Source organism: Brevundimonas sp. 1080, from assembly GCF_040545985.1.
Lineage (GTDB): Bacteria > Pseudomonadota > Alphaproteobacteria > Caulobacterales > Caulobacteraceae > Brevundimonas.
The window spans coordinates 51315-69602 of record NZ_JBEPMW010000004.1 but is presented as its reverse complement, the minus strand read 5'-3'; the positions used below and the strand labels follow the sequence as shown (position 1 = coordinate 69602).

15 protein-coding genes are annotated in these 18288 nt (G+C 67.4%); 3 read left to right on the top strand and 12 right to left on the bottom strand.

Going from position 1 to position 18288, the window contains the following annotated elements; genetic code table 11:
- Position 1: 1 nt before the first annotated feature.
- The 9 genes from tdh to ABIC32_RS14295 all read right to left on the bottom strand — a co-directional run bounded on the left by tdh (position 2) and on the right by ABIC32_RS14295 (position 11378).
- Positions 2–1054 (bottom strand): L-threonine 3-dehydrogenase, encoded by a 1053-nt coding sequence (gene tdh, locus ABIC32_RS14335; protein ID WP_055807997.1) that lies wholly within the window; start codon positions 1052–1054, stop codon positions 2–4.
- A 105-nt stretch (positions 1055–1159) separates the two neighbouring features.
- Positions 1160–2350, bottom strand: coding sequence for a glycine C-acetyltransferase (locus ABIC32_RS14330; protein ID WP_354074634.1), 1191 nt, complete (start codon positions 2348–2350; stop codon positions 1160–1162).
- A gap of 42 nt (positions 2351–2392) precedes the next feature.
- The gene (locus tag ABIC32_RS14325) at positions 2393–3307 is read right to left on the bottom strand and encodes a DUF4232 domain-containing protein (protein WP_354074633.1); all 915 of its coding nucleotides are present in this window, start codon (positions 3305–3307) and stop codon (positions 2393–2395) included.
- Positions 3308–3360: 53 nt separating this feature from the next.
- Positions 3361–3783 carry a methylmalonyl-CoA epimerase gene (gene mce, locus ABIC32_RS14320; protein WP_354074632.1) on the bottom strand — a complete coding sequence of 141 codons (423 nt, stop codon included), beginning with the start codon at positions 3781–3783 and terminating at the stop codon, positions 3361–3363.
- Positions 3780–5939, bottom strand: coding sequence for a methylmalonyl-CoA mutase (scpA, locus tag ABIC32_RS14315; protein ID WP_354074631.1), 2160 nt, complete (start codon positions 5937–5939; stop codon positions 3780–3782). The genes mce and scpA overlap by 4 nt, the downstream gene beginning before the upstream one ends.
- The gene (locus ABIC32_RS14310) at positions 5936–7315 is read right to left on the bottom strand and encodes a methylmalonyl-CoA mutase family protein (RefSeq protein WP_354074630.1); all 1380 of its coding nucleotides are present in this window, start codon (positions 7313–7315) and stop codon (positions 5936–5938) included. Before ABIC32_RS14310 ends, scpA begins: the two co-directional genes overlap by 4 nt.
- Before the next feature lie 151 nt (positions 7316–7466).
- A complete protein-coding gene (locus tag ABIC32_RS14305) occupies positions 7467–9446 on the bottom strand; it encodes an acetyl-CoA carboxylase biotin carboxylase subunit (protein ID WP_354074629.1) in 1980 nt (659 codons plus the stop codon).
- A 72-nt stretch (positions 9447–9518) separates the two neighbouring features.
- The gene (locus ABIC32_RS14300) at positions 9519–9839 is read right to left on the bottom strand and encodes a low molecular weight protein tyrosine phosphatase family protein (RefSeq protein WP_295186826.1); all 321 of its coding nucleotides are present in this window, start codon (positions 9837–9839) and stop codon (positions 9519–9521) included.
- Between the two features lie 3 nt (positions 9840–9842).
- Positions 9843–11378 carry an acyl-CoA carboxylase subunit beta gene (locus ABIC32_RS14295; RefSeq protein ID WP_354074628.1) on the bottom strand — a complete coding sequence of 512 codons (1536 nt, stop codon included), beginning with the start codon at positions 11376–11378 and terminating at the stop codon, positions 9843–9845.
- Here ABIC32_RS14295 and ABIC32_RS14290 point away from each other — a divergent pair.
- Genes ABIC32_RS14290 through ABIC32_RS14280 form a run of 3 tightly spaced genes read left to right on the top strand, consistent with a single transcriptional unit; the run spans position 11377 to position 13988 of the window.
- Positions 11377–11514: a hypothetical protein gene (locus ABIC32_RS14290; RefSeq protein ID WP_153923009.1), complete on the top strand. Its 138-nt coding sequence runs from the start codon at positions 11377–11379 to the stop codon at positions 11512–11514. The genes ABIC32_RS14295 and ABIC32_RS14290 overlap by 2 nt on opposite strands.
- Entirely contained in the window at positions 11507–12943 is a 1437-nt protein-coding gene (locus ABIC32_RS14285; protein WP_354074627.1) for a helix-turn-helix domain-containing protein, read from the top strand. Before ABIC32_RS14290 ends, ABIC32_RS14285 begins: the two co-directional genes overlap by 8 nt.
- Positions 12944–12950: 7 nt before the next feature.
- Positions 12951–13988 (top strand): oxidoreductase, encoded by a 1038-nt coding sequence (locus ABIC32_RS14280; protein WP_354074626.1) that lies wholly within the window; start codon positions 12951–12953, stop codon positions 13986–13988.
- On the opposite strand, the gene pyk is transcribed toward ABIC32_RS14280, so the two are convergent.
- The 3 genes from pyk to ABIC32_RS14265 form a co-directional block, all read right to left on the bottom strand.
- A complete protein-coding gene (gene pyk / locus ABIC32_RS14275) occupies positions 13985–15430 on the bottom strand; it encodes a pyruvate kinase (protein WP_045810132.1) in 1446 nt (481 codons plus the stop codon). The genes ABIC32_RS14280 and pyk overlap by 4 nt on opposite strands.
- Positions 15431–15566: 136 nt before the next feature.
- On the bottom strand, positions 15567–17270 hold the full coding sequence (locus ABIC32_RS14270; protein WP_354074625.1) for an alkaline phosphatase family protein: 1704 nt from the start codon (positions 17268–17270) through the stop codon (positions 15567–15569).
- A 72-nt stretch (positions 17271–17342) separates the two neighbouring features.
- Positions 17343–18287, bottom strand: coding sequence for a DUF808 domain-containing protein (locus ABIC32_RS14265; RefSeq protein ID WP_066628604.1), 945 nt, complete (start codon positions 18285–18287; stop codon positions 17343–17345).
- Position 18288: the final 1 nt, after the last annotated feature.

Sequence of the window (18288 nt, the reverse complement as noted above, 5' to 3'; positions counted from 1 at the left end):
CTCAGGCCGCCTTGTCCCAGTCCAGCACGACCTTGCCCGATTGGCCCGACTTCATGGCTTCGAAGCCTTCGCGGTAGTCGGCGTAGCCCAGGCGGTGCGTGATCAGCGGGCTGAGGTCCAGGCCGGCTTTCAGCAGGCCCAGCATCTTGCGCCAGGTGGTGAACATCTCGCGGCCATAGACGCCCTTGATGGTCAGGGCCTTCAGAATGATCGCGCCCCAGTCGGTTTCCATCGGCTTGCCAGGAATGCCCAGCAGCGCCATGCCGCCGCCCATGATCAGGGTGTCGACGCACTGTTTGAAGGCGATGGGCGAGCCCGACATCTCCAGCGCCACGTCGAAGCCAACCTTCAGGCCCAGTTCCTTCATGACATCGTGGATGTCTTCCTTGGTCGTATTCACGGTGCGAACGCCCGGCGCCACCTTCTGCGCCAGCTCCAGCCGGAAGTCGTTGATGTCGGTCAGGACCACGGTGCGCGCGCCTGCGTGGCGGGCAACAGCGGCGGCCATCATACCGATCGGGCCGGCGCCGGTGACCAGCACATCCTCGCCCAGCAGGTCGAACTGCTGGGCCGTGTGAACCGCATTGCCGAACGGATCGAGGATCGAGCCGATCTCATAGGGCACATCGTCTGGCAGCTCGATGACGTTGAAGGCCGGGGCCACCACGAACTCGGCGAAGGCGCCCTGACGGTTCACGCCAATGCCGCGCGTCTTGGGGTCCAAGTGGAAATGGCCGGCGCGGGCGGCTTCCGAGTTCAGGTCGATGACGTGGCCCTCGGCCGAGACGCGCTGGCCGATCTTCAGCGGCCGATCCACGTCCTTGCCGATGGCGACGATCTCCCCGGCGAACTCGTGGCCGGTGATCATCGGGGTCGGAACGTTCTTCTGGGACCACTCGTCCCAGTTCCAGATGTGGATGTCGGTGCCGCAGACGGCCGTGCGATGCACCCGGATCAGCACGTCTTCCGGTCCCGCCTCGGGGATCGGCGCGTCGATCAGTTCCAGGCCGACGCCGGGCGCGGTCTTGGCCAGGGCCTTCATCGTGTCGGTCATAGTCTCAACTCCCTAAAATCACGGCTCCGGGTTCATCCCGAAACCCGCAGCCGAGGCCCCACGCCTCCTCACCGCTTGGCTTTCGTCGATGGCGCGCGAAAGGGGCTAAATGACGCCCAGCTCCCGGCCCGCCTGGGTGAACACTTCGACCGTACGGTCGATCTGGTCGAAGGTATGGGCGGCCGACATCTGTGTGCGGATGCGGGCCTGGCCGCGCGGCACTACGGGGAACGAGAACCCGATCACATAGACGCCCAGCTCCAACGCCCGCGCCGCGAAATCTTGCGCCAGTTTGGCGTCGCTCAGCATGACAGGGATGATCGGATGTTCGCCGTCCAGCAGGGTGAAGCCCGCGTCCGACATGGCCCCGCGATAGCGATGAGCGTTGGCCGACAGGCGGGTGCGCAACGCATCGCCCTCGGCGCCTTGTGCGATGCGGATCGCCTCCAGGCTGGACCCGCACACAGCCGGCGCCAGGGCGTTAGAGAACAGATAGGGCCGCGCACGCTGTTTCAGCAGTTCGACCACCGACTTCTTGGCGCAGATGAAGCCGCCCATGGCGCCGCCCAGGGCTTTGCCGAAGGTGCCGGTGACGAAATCCACCTCGACACCGTGATGTGCGAACGAGCCCTTGCCTTGCGGGCCCAAAAAGCCCGTCGCGTGGCAGTCGTCCACCATGATCAGGGCGTCATATTTGTCGGCCAGCGCCCGGATCTCGTCCAGCTTGGCGATATAGCCGTCCATCGAGAAGGCGCCGTCGGTGGCGATGATGATCTCACGCGCGCCCGCCGCGCGGGCCTCCTTCAGCCGGCTTTCCAAATCGTCCATGTCGGAGTTGGCGAAGCGATAGCGTTTGGCCTTGCACAGCCGCACCCCGTCGATGATCGAGGCGTGGTTCAGACTGTCGGAGACAATGGCGTCGTTTTCGCCCAGCAGCGGCTCGAACAGACCGCCGTTGGCGTCGAACGCGGCGGCGAACAGGATGGCGTCCTCGAAACCAAGATAGCCGGCGATGGCCGCTTCCAGTTCCTTGTGGATCTCCAGCGTGCCGCAGATGAAACGCACGGACGCGGTGCCTGCGCCCCACTTCGCTTGCGCCGCCATTCCGGCCTGGGTCACGCGCTCGTCGCCGGCCAGGCCAAGATAGTTGTTGGCGCAGAAGTTCAGCACGTCGCGGCCGGCGACCTGGATCACAGGCCCCTGGCGCGAGGCGATGATGCGTTCGGGCTTGGTCAGGCCCTGGGCGTCGATCTCGGACAGTTCGCCGGCGACGCGGTCGTAGAAGCTCTGGGTCATGGGCCGCGACCTACGCCGATTTTCGATCGGTTTCCACCCGCCTCAGGTCGCCGGCGCCGGGTTGGCCTCGGCCCGGATCGGACTGACGCGGATGCGGCCGCCGCAGGGGCTGAACGAGAACGGCAGGCTGACGGCGGCGGTATCGCTGGGTGCCGTGACCTTTAGCGTGGCCGCGTCGGGACACGTCTTTTGCATGGCTTCATTGGGCACGACGCTCCAGGCCATTTCGAAATAGGCCTTGGCGCGGGGCGCCAGTTGGACCGGCGTCGGGGCCTGGCCTTGGCGGAAATAGCTTCCGGGACTCTGTTCGGCGCGGATGGACGACAAGGTGCGTCCGCGCGCGTCCTGCAAGGTCACTGTCGGATAGCCGGTCAGGCTGCAGGCCTGGGTTCCGATATTCTGAAGACTGAAGTTGCTGACCCGATTTCCCGCACCCGCATCGCCGTCGCCTGCCGCCAGCGTCAGTTGCGGCCCCTTGCAGGGCAGCGCAGCCGGCAAGACCCCGCCGGTCGCCTCAGTCGGCGTCTGACCCGGCGTCGGCAGCGGTCCGGGCGTCGCATCAACGCCGGGGATCGGTCGCGAGCAGCGCTCCAGAACCGCGACGCTGGTCGTGCCGTCCGGCCCCAGTCGGCTCAGCGTGCCGCTCTCTTGGCCATCGCGCGTCGCCGTCCACCATTCCACCCCGCCGCCGACATAGCGCGCGCCGCTGGCGGCCTGCACCGAACGCAAGGCATAGGTCTGGTTCTGATGGGTCAGCTTGGCGTTGTCGCTGTCGACATACTGGACCTGAAGCGTCGCGCCGCTTTCGCAGGCATAACCGATCGAGGGCGCATCGGATGCAGGGACAGCCGCTGGCTCGACCGGCGCGGTGGGCTGTTCGGGGTCGGTGCGAGAGCAGGCTGCAGCGCCGGTCAGGGCGGCGATGGCGACGAATGCGGTCAGGCGGTGCGACATCATGTCATGTCCTCTGGTTTTCGCCTTCAACGGCCCAACCTGACCAAAGGCTCCGCTTAATGCCCCGCTTTTGGCGTCTCCATCAGCTCGATCAGCACGCCGCCCATGTCACGCGGATGCAGGAAGACGACCGGCGTCCCGTGCGCCCCGATGCGCGGCTCGCCCGTGCCCAGGATTGTCACGCCCTTGGCCCGCATCTCGGCGACGGCGGCGTAGATATCGGCCACCTCGAAACAGACGTGGTGCTGGCCGCCCTTGGGATTCTTGGCCAGGAAGCCGACGATGGGGCTGGTCTCGCCATAGGGTTCGATCAGCTCGATCTGAGCCGTCGGCGTATCCACGAAACAGACCTTCACGCCTTGCGCCGGCAGGTCGAACGGCTCGCCGATCTTCGTCGCGCCGAGGATATCGCGATACAGTTTGACCGAGTCGGCGATGGACGGCGTGGCGACGCCGACGTGGTTCAGGGCGCCGATCATGACTTGTCCTTGTCGGGGGCAGGCTGGGCGTAACCCAGACGCTGGTTCAGCTTCTCGATCAGGTCGACCGCCGTATCGGCGATGGCCGAACCGGGCGGATAGACGGCGGCCGCGCCCATATTGAGCAGGGGTTGGACGTCAGATGGCGGGATCACCCCGCCGACGACGATCATGATGTCGGGCCGGCCCAGTTTCTCCAACTCGGCCTTCAGCTCGGGCACCAGCGTCAGGTGCCCGGCCGCCAGCGATGATGCGCCGACCGCGTGAACGCCCTTCTCGACCGCTTCCTGAGCAGCCTCGGACGGCGTCTGGAACAGGCTGCCGGCCGTGACGTCGAAGCCCAGATCGCCGTATCCGGTCGCGACGACCTTTTGACCCCGGTCGTGTCCGTCCTGTCCCAGTTTGGCGATCAGAATGCGCGGCGGGCCGCCGTCGTTCTCGACGAAGGTCGCCACCATCTCGCGGGCGCGGGCGAAGCGGGCGTCGGTCCCCGCCTCCTTGGCATAGACGCCTGACACGGTCTGGACCGTGGCCACGTGGCGGCCGAAGGCGGCTTCCAGCGCATCGGAGATTTCACCTACCGTCGCCTTGGCGCGGGCGGCCTGAACCGCCAGTTCCAGCAGGTTGGCGTTCCCGCGCGCCCCCTCGGTCAGGGCGTTCAGCGCCGCATCGGTCGCCGCCTGGTCCCGCTCGGCGCGCAGGCGCTTCAGCTTGTCGATCTGGGCGGCCAGCACCGCCGCATTGTCGACCTTCAACATCGGAATGTCGTCGACGACGGGGTTCAGATATTTGTTCACCCCGACCACCGTTTGCTGGCCAGTGTCGATCCGGGCCTGGGTCTTGGCGGCGGACTCTTCGATCCGCAGCTTGGGGATGCCGGCTTCGATCGCCTTGGCCATGCCGCCCAGGGCCTCGACCTCGGCCATATGGGCGCGCGCCCGTTCGGCCAGTTCGTGGGTCAGCCGTTCGACATAGAAACTGCCGCCCCAGGGGTCGATGACCCGCGTCAGCCCCGTCTCCTGCTGCAGCAGGATCTGGGTGTTGCGCGCGATCCGGGCCGAGAAATCGGTTGGAAGCGCAAGGGCCTCGTCCAAGGCGTTGGTGTGCAGGCTCTGCGTCTGGCCGCCCGCCGCCGCCATGGCCTCGACCATGGTGCGCGGCACATTGTTGAACACGTCCTGCGCCGCCAGCGACCAGCCCGATGTCTGGCAGTGGGCGCGTAAGGACAGCGACTTGGGATCGACCCCGCCTTCCTTGCGCACCGCCTCGGCCCACAGCAGGCGGCCGGCGCGCATCTTGGCCACCTCCATAAAATAGTTCATGCCGATAGCCCAGAAGAAGCTGAGGCGCGGCGCGAACCGGTCGATCGGCATGCCCGCCGCGACGCCCGCCCGCAGATATTCGATCCCGTCCGCCAGTGTATAGGCCAGCTCGATATCCGCCGAGGCTCCCGCCTCCTGCATGTGGTAGCCGCTGATCGAGATCGAGTTGAACTTCGGCGTCTCCTGCGCCGTCCAGGCGAAGATGTCCGCGATGATCCGCATCGAGGGCTCGGGCGGATAGATGTAGGTGTTGCGGACCATGAACTCCTTCAGAATGTCGTTCTGAATGGTTCCGGTCAGCTTGGCGTGCGGCACGCCCTGCTCCTCGGCCGCGACGACATAGAGCGCCAGGATCGGCAGCACCGCCCCGTTCATCGTCATGGACACCGACATCTGATCCAGCGGGATCCCGTCGAACAGGGTGCGCATGTCATAGATGCTGTCGATGGCCACGCCCGCCATGCCGACGTCGCCCTTCACCCGCGGGTGGTCGCTGTCATAGCCCCGGTGCGTCGCCAGGTCGAAGGCGATGCTCAGCCCCTTCTGACCGGCCGCCAGGTTGCGGCGATAGAAGGCGTTGGACTCCTCGGCGGTCGAGAAGCCGGCGTATTGCCGGATCGTCCAGGGATTGCCCGCATACATGGTCGGATAGGGCCCGCGCACGAACGGCGCGAACCCCGGCAGGCCGTGCGGGTGATCCAGCGCGTCCGTGCTGTCGGGACCATATGCGGTCTCGACCGTCAGCCCCTCGGGCGTCAGCCAAGGATCGCGCGTCGGCCCCTGCCCCGTCGCACCGAGGTTCAGGGCGATCGTGCTGAAGTCGGGGAAACTCATTGAGCCGTCTCCTCGAAAGCCGCAGCGAACCGGATCGGAGCCAGGGGTTCGCACACCCGTTCGACCGCCACGGCCGCCTCATCGCCCGCCTCGATCGGCGCCGGCCGCACGTCCGCATCGACATATTTAGTAACGCCGATGATCTGCGCTGCGCCGTTCGTCAGCGCGGCCTCGCGGACCTTGCGGCCGCGGGCGATACGGGGCTGGATGACCGAGCCCTTGAGCGCTTCGACCAGACCGCCCTCCGCCTCGATCCTCTGGAACTCGGCCCAGCCGGCCTCGGCCAAGTCCCGCGTCCGGGCGTCCAGATACCAGGAGCCGGCGGCCGGATCGTCGACCCGACCCAGATTGGCCTCTTCCATCAGCACCAGCTGGGTGTTCCGCGCCTGACGCCGGGCGAAGGCGTCCGACGTCCCGGATGCGCGGGTGAAGCCGTCCAGCACCACAACGTCCGCCCCGCCGACCGCACCGGCGAAGCCCGCCGCCGTCAGCCGCAGCAGATTGGGCCAGGGGTCGCGCGCCGACAGCATCCGCCGTGACGAGCGCGCTTCGATAACCGCCGGGACATCCACGTCGAACGCCTTCGTCAGGCTGGCCCAGATCAGCCGCATGGCCCGCACCTTGGCCAGGCTGTCGAAATATTCCGCATCGACCGACAAGCTGACGACGGTGCCGCGCAAAGCCGCCTCGACCGACATCCCGGCCTCGACCGCCGCCTTTGCATGGGCCACAACGCTGGACGCCGCAAAGGCCAGTTCCTGCGCCGCCGAACCGCCCGCCTCGTGCGCCACGCGCCCGCTGGCCATGAAGAAGGTCGCGTCGGGATAGGCCCCCGCATGCCGCGCCGCCGTATTGGCCGCCAGGCTCAAATGCTCTTCCACCGAACGCGGGGCGCCGCCTGCCTCGGCGAAGGCCGAGACCGGGTCCATATGAAACCGCAGTTGGGCGCGCGGCGAGCCCTTGGCGACGACCGCCAGCGCATTGGCCGCATCCGGCCCGTCGATCCCTGCATCCAGCGCGACCGGCGCCAGCTCCAGCGCCACGCCTTCCAGCGCCCGGCTGAGCGGGGCGGAATCCGACAGCACCCGCCCCTTCAGCACCACCGAGGCCGCGCCGTTCTCCAGATCGGTCAGGACAGCGGCGTTGACCGCTTCGGCATCGTCGCCTTCCACCAGCGTCCGCAGATCCCAGGCCCGGCCTTCGGAGTCGGACGGGCGAGGAGCGAAGATCGGCTGCACGCCCGTCGCGCCCGCATACAGCGGCCGCGTCACCAGTTGATCGGCGTCGAGATGCATCAGCGACTCGATCGGCCGATCCTTCAGCGCCTTCTGGGCCGCCTCGCGCCATTCGAGGGGCGTGGGTGTGGGGAAGGTCATGCGTCCGCCTCCCCATCCGCGCGTCGTGAAGACCCCCTCCACCGCTTCGCGGTCCCCCTCCCCGCAAGCGGGGAGGAGACATGCTGTCGTCTCCTCCCCATGCGATGGGGAGGGGCCTCGGAGCGAAGCGTAGAGACGGAGGGGTTCTTCATCACCCGAACTCCACCAGCACGTCATCCGCCGCCACCGGATCGCCGTCCTTGGCGCCGACGGCCTTCACCACCCCGTCGCGCTCGGCCTTGAGGATGTTCTGCATCTTCATGGCCTCGATGATGGCCACCGTCTCGCCGGTCTTGACCTCCTGGCCCACGACCACCGGGATCGAGACCACCAGACCGGGCATGGGCGACAGCACCATCTTGGAGGTGTCCGCTGCGACCTTTTCCGGCAGGCGCGCATACAGTTCGGCGACGTGGGGCCGCAGCACCCGCACCCGCGCCTTGGCCGCACGGTGACGGATGTCGAAGCCGTCGGCGACGCGTTTGACCTCGGCGGTGAAGGGCTCGCCATCCAGCTCGGCCTTGAACTGGGCCAGACCCGGCCGCCAGTCGATGTCCGACAGGCGGATGTCGCCGCCGCCCGTCAGGGTCAGGATCATCTCCTCGTCCTCGTCATAGGACAGGCCGACGCCGTGAGGCGTCTTGTCGATCATCACGATCCAGTCGGTGCGGTCCGACGGGTCGCCGTCCTGTTCGGCGATGACCTCGTGCATAGCCAGCGCCGAGGCGATCAGGATGCGCTCTTGGTCCCGCGTCGGCTTCAGGCCGTGGAAGCCGTCCGGGAACTCGTCCTTGATGTAGCTGGTCGACAGATTGCCCGACTTGAACCGGTCCTGATCCATCACCGCCGCCAGGAAGGGCACATTGTGGCCCAGGCCCGACAGGTGGGTGTCCTCCAGCGCGCGGGCCATGCCCTCGACCGCCGCCTCGCGCGTCTCGCCCCAGGCGCACAGTTTGGCGATCATGGGATCGTAGAACATGCTGATCTCGTCGCCCTCGCGGACGCCGGAATCGTTTCTGACCGTATAGTCCCCCTGATCGCCTTCTTCCGGCTGCTCATAGCGAACCAGCCGGCCGATGGACGGCAGGAAGCCGCGATACGGATCCTCGGCGTAGATGCGGCTCTCAATAGCCCAACCGTCGATCTTCAGGTCCTTCTGTTCGAAGGCCAGCGTCTCGCCCCAGGCCGAACGGATCATCTGCTCGACCAGATCGACGCCCGTGATCAACTCCGTCACCGGATGCTCGACCTGCAGCCGGGTGTTCATCTCTAGGAAGTAGAAGCTCTTGTCCTGACCGGCGACGAACTCGACCGTACCCGCCGAGTCATAGTTCACCGCCTGGGCCAGGGCCACGGCCTGCGCCCCCATGGCGGCGCGGGTGGCCTCGTCCAGCAGGGGCGACGGCGCCTCCTCGATGACCTTCTGGTTGCGGCGCTGGATCGAACATTCGCGCTCGAACAGATGGACGACATGGCCGTGCTTGTCGCCCAGCACCTGGATCTCGATGTGACGCGGATCGACGATGAACTTTTCCAAAAAGACCCGGTCGTCGCCGAAGGCGTTCAGCGCCTCGGCCTTCACCGCCGCAAACCCCTCGGCCATGTCGGCGTCCGAATGGGCCACCCGGATGCCCTTGCCGCCGCCGCCGGCCGAGGCCTTGATCATGATCGGATAGCCAATCTCGTTGGCGATCCTGACCGCCTCGTCCGGCGTCTCGATCAGCCCCATATGCCCCGGCACGGTCGAGACCCCCGCCTCGGCCGCCAGCTTCTTGGAACTGATCTTGTCGCCCATGGCCTCGATGGCCTCGGGGTTCGGGCCGATGAAGGCGATCCCCTCGTCCCTCAGCCGCCGCGCAAAGCCGGCGTTCTCGCTCAGGAAGCCAAAGCCCGGATGCACGGCCTGCGCCCCCGTCTGGCGCACCGCCTCGACGATCTTGTCCGCCAGCAGATAGGACTGCGCCGCCGGCGCCGGCCCGATCAGCACCGCCTCGTCGGCCATCTCGACCGCCAGCGACCCGGCGTCAGCCTCCGAATAGACCTGCACCGTCTTGATGCCCATGCGGCGGCAGGTCTTGATGATCCGAACCGCGATCTCGCCCCGGTTGGCGATGAGGATTTTCTTGAACATCTCAGTCCCTACAACCTTCGCCCGAGCCCGAAAGCCCCGGCCGCGCCGATCGGGCGCTATTATGACATCCGCTCATAGGAACGGCGTAACCTTCGTCTTCAGCAGCGCCACGAGTTCGGGCTGCATGAAGGCGTAATCATCCGGGATATCGAGGCAGACGACGCGGGCCTTGCGGAGTTGCGGCTTGAACCGCCGCGCCAGCTTCGCCCGGTGCTGCTTCTCCATCACAAAAATGATGTCCGCCTCCTCGACCATCTCCCCTGTCACCAACTCTTCGGCATCCGGAGCCAAGCCCGCCGAAGCCACTTCGATTTTAGGCCAGTTGGCGAACACCTGTTCAGCTGTTGGGCTGCGCAACCGATTGCGCGAGCAGATGAAGAGGACGTGTTTCATCACCTACAGCGGAATATTATCGTGCTTCTTCCAAGGGTTCTCCTGGACCTTATTCTTCAGCGTCCGCAGCGCCTTCACCAGCCGCCGCCGCGTGCCGTGCGGCATGATGACGTCGTCGATATAGCCCAGGCCAGCCGCCACGAAGGGGTTAGCAAACCGGTCCTTGTACTCGGCCTCGCGCGCCGCCAAGGCCGCCGGATCGCCGGCCTCCTTGCGGAAGATGATCTCGACCGCCCCCTTGGCGCCCATGACCGCGATCTCGGCGGTGGGCCAGGCGTAGTTGACGTCGCCGCGCAGGTGTTTGGAGCTCATCACGTCATAGGCGCCGCCATAGGCCTTGCGCGTGATCAGGGTCAGTTTCGGCACCGTCGCCTCGGCATAGGCGAACAGCAGCTTGGCCCCGTGTTTGATCAGGGCGCCGTATTCCTGCTTGGTCCCCGGCATGAAGCCCGGCACGTCCACCAGCGTCACCAGAGGAATGTCGAAGGCGTCGCAGAAGCGCACGAACCGCGCGGCCTTGCGGCTTGAATCGATGTCCAGCACGCCCGCCAGCACCTGGGGCTGGTTGGCGACGATCCCGACCGTCTGGCCGTCCAGCCGGCCGAAGCCGCAGATGATGTTCCTGGCGAAGTCGGCCCCGATCTCGAAGAAGTCGGCCTCGTCGACCACCTTCAGGATCAGCTCCTTCATGTCATAGGGCTGGTTCGGATTGGCCGGGATCAGGGTGTCCAGGCTCGGCTCATCCCGCTCGGGCTCATCATAGCTCTCGCGCACCGGCGGCTTTTCGCGGTTCGACAGCGGCAGGAAGCCGATCAGGCGACGCACCTCCGACAGGGCCTCCAGATCGTTCTCGAACGCCCCGTCCGCCACGCCCGACTTGCCGGCGTGGACCCGCGCGCCGCCCAGGTCCTCGTGGCTGACCACCTCATTGGTGACCGTCTTCACCACGTCGGGTCCGGTCACGTACATGTAGCTCGTGTCCTTCACCATGAAGATGAAGTCGGTGATGGCGGGCGAATAGACGTCACCGCCCGCGCACGGCCCCATGATCACGCTGATCTGGGGAATGACGCCGCTGGCGAGCGTGTTCTGCAGGAAGATGTCGGCGTAACCCGCCAGACTTTCCACGCCTTCCTGGATCCGCGCGCCGCCTGCGTCGAACAGACCGATGATCGGTGCCCCGGTGGTCAGGGCCATCTTCTGCAGCTTGACGATCTTGGCCGCATGGGCCCCCGACAGGCTGCCGCCGAAGACGGTGAAGTCCTTGGAGAAGACATAGACCAGCCGTCCGCCGATGGTCCCCCGCCCCGTCACCACCCCGTCGCCGGGGATGCGCTGATCCTGCATGCCGAAGTCGTGGCTGCGGTGCTCCACGAACATATCGGTCTCCTCGAAGGAGCCCTCGTCCAGCAGCACGTCGATGCGTTCGCGCGCCGTCAGCTTGCCCTTGGCGTGCTGGGCGGCGATACGCTTTTCCCCGCCGCCCAGTTTGGCGGCGGCGCGACGGCGCTCCAGTTCTTCAAGGATGGCTTGAGTCATGATGGATCTTCGCCTCTCGTTCAAAGAACGCGTGGCGCCTTCATCGCAAAATGGCAAACGCAACTTTGCAAAAAGTGTGGAACTGCGCGGGCTTGCAAAGGATGGCGATATGATCTGCAAAGTTGCGAATGGCTGAGAAGCTTTTCCTGGGCGCCAAGCTGCGCAAGCTGCGCGAGGCGCGCGGCTGGACGCTGGAGGCCTGCGCCGAACGTCTGGGCCTGTCGCCGTCCTATCTGTCGCAGATCGAGACCAACCAGCGCCCGGCGACCGCGCGCGTCCTGATCGCCCTGACCCGCGCCTTTCATGTGGATGCCAGTCTGTTCGACCTAGAGGGCGACGCCCGCCTGATCGCCGATTTGCGCGAGGCGACCACCGACATCGCGGGCCCAATGATGGGTGAGGCCGAACCGCCCACGGCCGCCGAGCTGAAACAGGCGGTCGCCAACACCCCGCGTCTGGCCCGTCAATTCCTGGCCCTGCACCAGACCTTCCGCCGCCTGGACGAACGGGTGAAGGCGCTGGACGACACCCTGGGCCGGGACGAACACGGCGCCAGTGTCGCCTTGCTGCCCTACGAAGAGGTGCGCGACTTCTTCCACTATCGCGACAACTACATCGACACGCTGGACACGGCGGCCGAGGCGCTGGCGACGACGCTGGTGCAGGACGGCCAGATCGAGCGGGCGCTGGAGGCCGCGCTGAGTCAGGCCCACGGCGTCCGGGTCGCTTACGTCGCGGGCCAAGACGCGTTGCGTCGCTACGACCCCGCCAGCCGCGTCCTGACGCTGGACGCCTGGCAGCCCGGCGCGACGCGGTCGTTCCAGCTGGCGCACCAGTTGGCCCTGCTGTCCTTCCGCGACTTGATCGAGGCCGAGTTGGATCAGGCCGCCTTCCGCACGGACGCCGCACGCGACGTGGCCCGCGTCGGTCTGGCCAACTACGCCGCCGGCGCCCTGCTCCTGCCCTACCGCGCCTTCCTGGAGGCCGCGCGCGAGGAAAAGCACGACATCGACCGGCTACGCACCCGTTTCCAGGTCAGTTTCGAACAGGTCTGCCACCGGCTCTCGACCCTGCAACGGCCTGGCTGGCGCGGCGTGCCTTTCTATTTCGCCCGCGTGGACATGGCCGGCAACATCACCAAGCGGCACAGCGCCACCCGCTTCCAGTTCGCCCGCTTCGGCGGCGCCTGCCCGCTGTGGAACGTCCACGAGGCCTTCGCGGCGCCCGACCGGATCGGGGTCCAGCTGGCCGAGATGCCCGACGGATCGCGCTACATCTCCATCGCCCGCAGCGTGTCCAAACCCAGCGGCTCCTTTCTGGCCAACGACCGCCGCTACGCCCTGTCTCTGGGCTGCGAGGTCGAGCATGCGGGCGCCTTGGTCTATGCCGCCGGTCTGGACCTGAACGGCCCCGCCGCCCGGATCGGCGTCAGCTGCCGCATCTGCGAGCGCACCGACTGCACCCAGCGCGCCTTCCCGCCCTTGGACCGGACCCTGCACGTGCCGGAGAACGAGCGTGGCGTGGTGCCCTATGTGCTGGATGGCCCGCGCCCCGACCGCTATTGATCGGGGCATGACCTCACACGCACCCATCGGCGTCGCCGTCGTCGGCTACGGCCTGGCGGGCCAGACCTTCCACGCTCCCCTGATCGCGGCGACCCCCGGCCTGCACCTGACCGCCGTCGTCTCGTCCCGGCCCGAAGCGGTCCACACCGACCTGCCGAAGGTCGAAGTCCTGTCCGATCTGCACGCCGCCCTAGCTCGCGACGACATCGGCCTGATCGTCGTCGCCACCCCCGACGCCTTGCACGCCGAACAGTCGATCGCCGCGCTGAGGGCCGGCAAGTCGGTGGTGGTGGACAAACCCTTCGCCGCCACCTTGGCTGACGCGGAAAGCGTCGCCGCCGTCGCGGCGTCATCCCCCGGCGTCTTCAGCGTCTTCCAGAACCGCCGTTGGGACGCCGACTTCCTGACTTTGCGCGGCCTGATCGACCAGGGCGAACTGGGCGACGTCGCCGTGTTCGAAAGCCACTATGACCGCTTCCGTCCGACCGTCACCGACCGCTGGAAGGACAGACGCGACGGCGGCGTCTGGGCCGACCTGGGTCCGCACCTGATCGACCAGGCGGTGCAGCTGTTCGGCCCGCCCCTGGCCGTCTACGCCGACCTCCAGGCCCAGCGTGTCGGCGCCACGGCCATCGACTACGCCCACGTCCTGCTGCGTTATGACCGGCTGCGCGTCATCCTGAACATGAGTCACCTCGCCGCCGAGGCCAGCCTCCGCTACGCCGTCCATGGCACGGGCGGCAGCTTCGTCAAACACGGCCTCGACGCCCAGGAGGGTCAGTCCAAGGCCGGCCTGCGTCCCGGCGACGCGGACTGGGGCGTCGATCCTTCGCCCGGCGTGCTGACCAACCAGATCGACGGCGAAACCGTCCGCACCACGCCGGCTCCGGAGCGCGGCGACTATCCCGCCTTCTACGCCGCCATGCGCGAGGCGATCCTTGGCAAGGCCCCGCCGCCCGTCCCGGCCGACCAGGCCCTCACCGTCATGCGCATCCTCGACGCCGGTCTGCGCAGCGCCGCGGAGCGTCGCGAGATCGCTCTCTAGCTCTTCTTTCGGCCCTTCGACGTCGCCGCCGGCGCGTGAGCCAGTCGCAGTAGATTGGCCGCGCCCGGCGCCCCGAACGGCGTGCCCGCCAGGATCAGGATGCGCTGGCCTGGCTCGGCCAGACCATATTTCACCGCGCTGTTGACGGCGTCGTCCGTCACGGCCTCTAGCGAGTCCGGCTGCTCGCCTAGACGCGGCTCCAGCCCCCAGACCAGAGCCAGGCGGCGCGCGGTGTTGGGATTGGGCGTCAGCACCAAGATCGGCTTCAGCGGACGCTCGCGCGCCATCCGCCGCGCCGTGCCGCCCAGGGTCGTGAACACCACCAGACAGCCCGTCGAGGGCGCATTCGCCGCCATCCGCGCCGCCCCGACCAGGGCGTCCACATCATGCTCGTCCATGCCGGCGTGTTCGGCGCCCATCAGGCTGGGCCACATCGGATCGCGTTCGACCCGCTCGATGATCCGGCTCATGATGCCGACGGATTCCAGCGGATAGTCGCCCGACGCCGTCTCGGCCGACAGCATCAGGGCGTCCGCGCCCTCATAGACCGCATTGGCCACGTCGGTCGCCTCGGCGCGGGTCGGGGCCGGGGCGCTGGTCATGGATTCCAGCATCTGGGTCGCCACGATCACCGGCACGCCGCGATTGCGGGCCGCGCGCACGATCTGCTTTTGCGCCACCGGCACATCCTCGGGATCCAGCTCGACGCCCAGATCGCCACGCGCCACCATCACCCCGTCGCAATAGTCCAGTATGGCTTCCAGATCGGCCAGGGCCGCCGGCTTCTCGATCTTGGCGAGGCAGGCCGCCTGCCCGTTCACGATCCGCTTCAGCTCGGCCATGTCCTCGGGCTTCTGCACGAAGCTGAGCGCCACCCAGTCCACGCCCATCCGCAGGGCGAAGGCCAGATCCTCACGGTCCTTGGGCGTCAGGGCCGAAACCGGGATCACCGCCTCCGGCACCGCCACGCCCTTGCGGTCCGACAGCTTCGAGCCGCTCTCGACCGTCACATCGGCCCACTCATCGGTCCGCTCGCCCACACGCAGACGCACCCGTCCGTCGTCCAGCAACAACAGCATGCCCTTGCGCAGCGCCTTGAAGATTTCGGGATGCGGCATCTGCACCCGCGTCTCGTCGCCGGGCGTCGGGTCCAGATCGAAGCGCATGGTGTGGCCCGGTTTGACCGCGATCTCGACGTCCTTGAACCGGCCCAAACGCAGCTTCGGCCCTTGAAGGTCGGCCAGCACGCCCAGCGGACGCTGCAGGGCCATTTCGGCGCCGCGCACCGCCTTCAACGCGGCGGCGTGATCCTCATGCGACCCGTGGCTGAAGTTAAGGCGGAAGACGTCCACCCCCGCCTGGGCCAGCGCCTTGACAGTGCTGGGCGCACGGCTGGCAGGTCCCAGGGTGGCGACGATGCGCGCGCGACGGGCTCGGTTCATGACGTTTCCTGTTGGCTCTCTCGGACGGCAAAACGGGGCCGCCTGGGCGATTTCGCCCTCTTCTGCCAACGAAACCCGCGCTGCGTAAGGCCGCCTGCCCCTCAGGAAACATGAGTTGACGGCCGGAAACAGGAGTTTATCTGGCCGCCGCCCCGCAGGCCGCCACGGCAAATCCGTTCAGATCGATGCAGCGGCCCTCGACCTGGGGCGCGGGGACGCCGATCACATGGGCGAGGGTCGGGGCGATATCGACGGTCCGGATCGGCAGGAACCGCTCCTCGGCCTTGGCGCCCGGCCACCAGAAGATGATCGGCACTCGTCGGTCATATTCCCACGGCGTGCCGTGTCCGGCCAGGGTCGAGCCGACGCGGCCGCCCGAGGTGGTGTTCTGGGTCCAGGCGAACTGGATGTCGGGCGATCGCTCGGCGACGGTCGACAACCGCATCCGCTCGCGCACCGTCATCATCTCGGGCTGACGGCTTTCGGGCAGGGGCTCAGCCAGCAGTCGGTCGCGCGTCTCGGCGAAAGCCACGTCCGGCAGGGCGCGCAGCATCTCGACCGCTGCTTCCGCCACCTGTGTCCGCAACGGATCGGGCAGCGACTTGTGATCCGCATTGGCGACCATCCAGCCGCTTCCGCCGGACTGCAGCGGATCGGCGTCCAGATTGAAGCGCGCCTTCAGCGCGGCGTTGACGCCCTTGATCGCATCGGTGTCGGCGCGGTGCGCCTCCGGATAGCCGTGCTCGTGCAGCCGCTCGACGAAGTCCGAACCGCCGTGATCAGCCGTCAGAACGACCAGCGCGCCGCCCGGAACCTGGGCCAACTTGTCCAGGAATGCGCCCAGCGCCGCATCCAGCCGGTGCATCTGCTCGCACATCTCCGGCCCCTGGGTGCCGTACATATGGCCGATCCGGTCGGTGGCCGACAGGCTGACGCCCAGCATGTCGGTCGCCGTCCCCTGCCCCAGCTTCTGGCTGTCCAGCAGATATGCCGCCGCCTTCAGCGTCTGCTCGTCCAGCAATGGCGAGGTGTCGAACTTCAGTCCCGCCGGCGGCAGCACCGAATGGAAGGTCTGGCCGCGAATGGTCCAGTCGCCCGCCAGAGCCCGGCAGTCCGCGTTCTGATAGTCCCAGGCTGTCGGCGTCGCCGCCGTCCAGGCGTTGAAGTCACGGTTGAACGCCGCAATCGGCGCCAGCTTTGTCTCGGCCGTCTGACCGGGCTCGACATAGGTTGTCAGTCCAAACCCATCGGTGAACCAAAAGGCCTGCCCCTGATGACCGGCCAGATTGATCGCCCCGCGATCCTTGCCGGACACCGCCATCACCTTGCTGTCCGGGCTGACGGCCTTCAGCCAATCGCCCAGCGTCGTCGCGCGCAGCTGATCCGGCCCCACCGGCCCGTTGTCGGTGTCGTCGCGCCCGTGCGCCAGATGGTTCTGCGGCGCGGCTAGGCAATAGACCTCCTTGCCGGTCTTGCCGTCGATCCAATCGTTGGCGGGAATGCCGGTCTCGGCCGGATGCATGCCGGTCAGAACCGTGGAGTGGCCAGGGCAGGTCTCGGTCAGACCGTGGGTCTGATAGCCGTTGATCGACACCAGCCCCTGGTCGGCCAGCCGGCGCAGGCCGCCGCTATAGCGGCTGCGATACTGGTTGAAGAGGTTGGCGCTGAACTGATCGACCACAATGGTCACGATCAGTTTGGGCGGCGTCAGGGCCGCGACCGACGACTGCGGCGCGGCGGCCTGAACCGGCGGCTGGGCGACCGGCGCGCCCGCACAGGCGGCGCCTGCGATCGACAAGACGGCCAGACACGCGGCGGCGACGTGACGCGACAGGGACATGAACAACTCCAACAACAGCCGTGCGGCCTCTAGCTGTTGCGGATGGCGCCCGCGTGACAGCCCGGCTCGCTCCTAGTGCGATTCCTTGGACCGCAGGCGCGCGACCTGATGCAGGACCAGCACCACCACCCCGCCGACGATCAGCCCAATCACGGCCGAGGCCACCGCCGTCGTCAGCCAGCTCATCACGCCGGCCAACGGCCCGAACAGTTCGCCGACGGCATGCGACAGATGCTCGACCGGTACCGCCGGCCAGTGCAGCCCCAGCGTATGGGAACCGTGCAGCAAAATGCCGCCGCCGACCCACAGCATGGCCGCCGTGCCGATCGCCGACAGGGCGCTCATCACCATCGGCATGCCCTTGACCAGACCCCGCCCCAAAGCGCGCACCCCGCCATTGGGCCGTTGAGCCAGATGCAGGCCGATGTCGTCCATCTTCACGATCAGGCCGACCGCGCCATAGACGACCACGGTCATGGCGATGCCGACCACAGCCAGCACAGCGGCCTGGGTCAGGATCGGCTGCGCCGCCACATCGGCCAGGGCGATGGCCATGATCTCGGCCGACAGGATCAGGTCAGTGCGCACCGCACCCGACACCGTCGTCTTCTCCAGCGCCGCTGCGTCGCGCGCGACCGGCGCGGCATCCTCATGCCCGCCATGCCCCATCGCCTCCAGCAGCTTTTCCGCCCCCTCGAAACACAGATAGGTCCCGCCGCACATCAGGATCGGGGTGATGGCCCAGGGCGCGAAGGCGCTGAGCACCAGGGCCACCGGCAGGATGAAGATCAGCTTGTTGCGAAACGATCCCAGCGCGATCTTGCTGATGATCGGCAGCTCGCGGCTGGGCGACAGGCCCATGACATAGCGCGGCGTCACCGCCGCATCGTCAACCACCACGCCGGCGGCCTTGGTCGAGGCCTTGCCCGCCGCCGCGCCCACGTCATCCAGCGACGCGGCCGCCAGCTTTGCGATGCCGGCGACGTCGTCCAGCAGCGCGATCAGTCCAGACGGCATA

What these genes read in the sequence shown, in the direction of transcription:
- tdh (WP_055807997.1), bottom strand. Translation starts at nt 1,054, where the DNA reads ATGACCGACACGATGAAGGCCCTGGCCAAGACCGCGCCCGGCGTCGGC.
- ABIC32_RS14330 (WP_354074634.1), bottom strand. Translation starts at nt 2,350, where the DNA reads ATGACCCAGAGCTTCTACGACCGCGTCGCCGGCGAACTGTCCGAGATC.
- ABIC32_RS14325 (WP_354074633.1), bottom strand. Translation starts at nt 3,307, where the DNA reads ATGATGTCGCACCGCCTGACCGCATTCGTCGCCATCGCCGCCCTGACC.
- mce (WP_354074632.1), bottom strand. Translation starts at nt 3,783, where the DNA reads ATGATCGGCGCCCTGAACCACGTCGGCGTCGCCACGCCGTCCATCGCC.
- scpA (WP_354074631.1), bottom strand. Translation starts at nt 5,939, where the DNA reads ATGAGTTTCCCCGACTTCAGCACGATCGCCCTGAACCTCGGTGCGACG.
- ABIC32_RS14310 (WP_354074630.1), bottom strand. Translation starts at nt 7,315, where the DNA reads ATGACCTTCCCCACACCCACGCCCCTCGAATGGCGCGAGGCGGCCCAG.
- ABIC32_RS14305 (WP_354074629.1), bottom strand. Translation starts at nt 9,446, where the DNA reads ATGTTCAAGAAAATCCTCATCGCCAACCGGGGCGAGATCGCGGTTCGG.
- ABIC32_RS14300 (WP_295186826.1), bottom strand. Translation starts at nt 9,839, where the DNA reads ATGAAACACGTCCTCTTCATCTGCTCGCGCAATCGGTTGCGCAGCCCA.
- ABIC32_RS14290 (WP_153923009.1), top strand. Translation starts at nt 11,377, where the DNA reads ATGATGGATCTTCGCCTCTCGTTCAAAGAACGCGTGGCGCCTTCATCG.
- ABIC32_RS14295 (WP_354074628.1), bottom strand. Translation starts at nt 11,378, where the DNA reads ATGACTCAAGCCATCCTTGAAGAACTGGAGCGCCGTCGCGCCGCCGCC.
- ABIC32_RS14285 (WP_354074627.1), top strand. Translation starts at nt 11,507, where the DNA reads ATGGCTGAGAAGCTTTTCCTGGGCGCCAAGCTGCGCAAGCTGCGCGAG.
- ABIC32_RS14280 (WP_354074626.1), top strand. Translation starts at nt 12,951, where the DNA reads ATGACCTCACACGCACCCATCGGCGTCGCCGTCGTCGGCTACGGCCTG.
- pyk (WP_045810132.1), bottom strand. Translation starts at nt 15,430, where the DNA reads ATGAACCGAGCCCGTCGCGCGCGCATCGTCGCCACCCTGGGACCTGCC.
- ABIC32_RS14270 (WP_354074625.1), bottom strand. Translation starts at nt 17,270, where the DNA reads ATGTCCCTGTCGCGTCACGTCGCCGCCGCGTGTCTGGCCGTCTTGTCG.
- ABIC32_RS14265 (WP_066628604.1), bottom strand. Translation starts at nt 18,287, where the DNA reads ATGCCGTCTGGACTGATCGCGCTGCTGGACGACGTCGCCGGCATCGCA.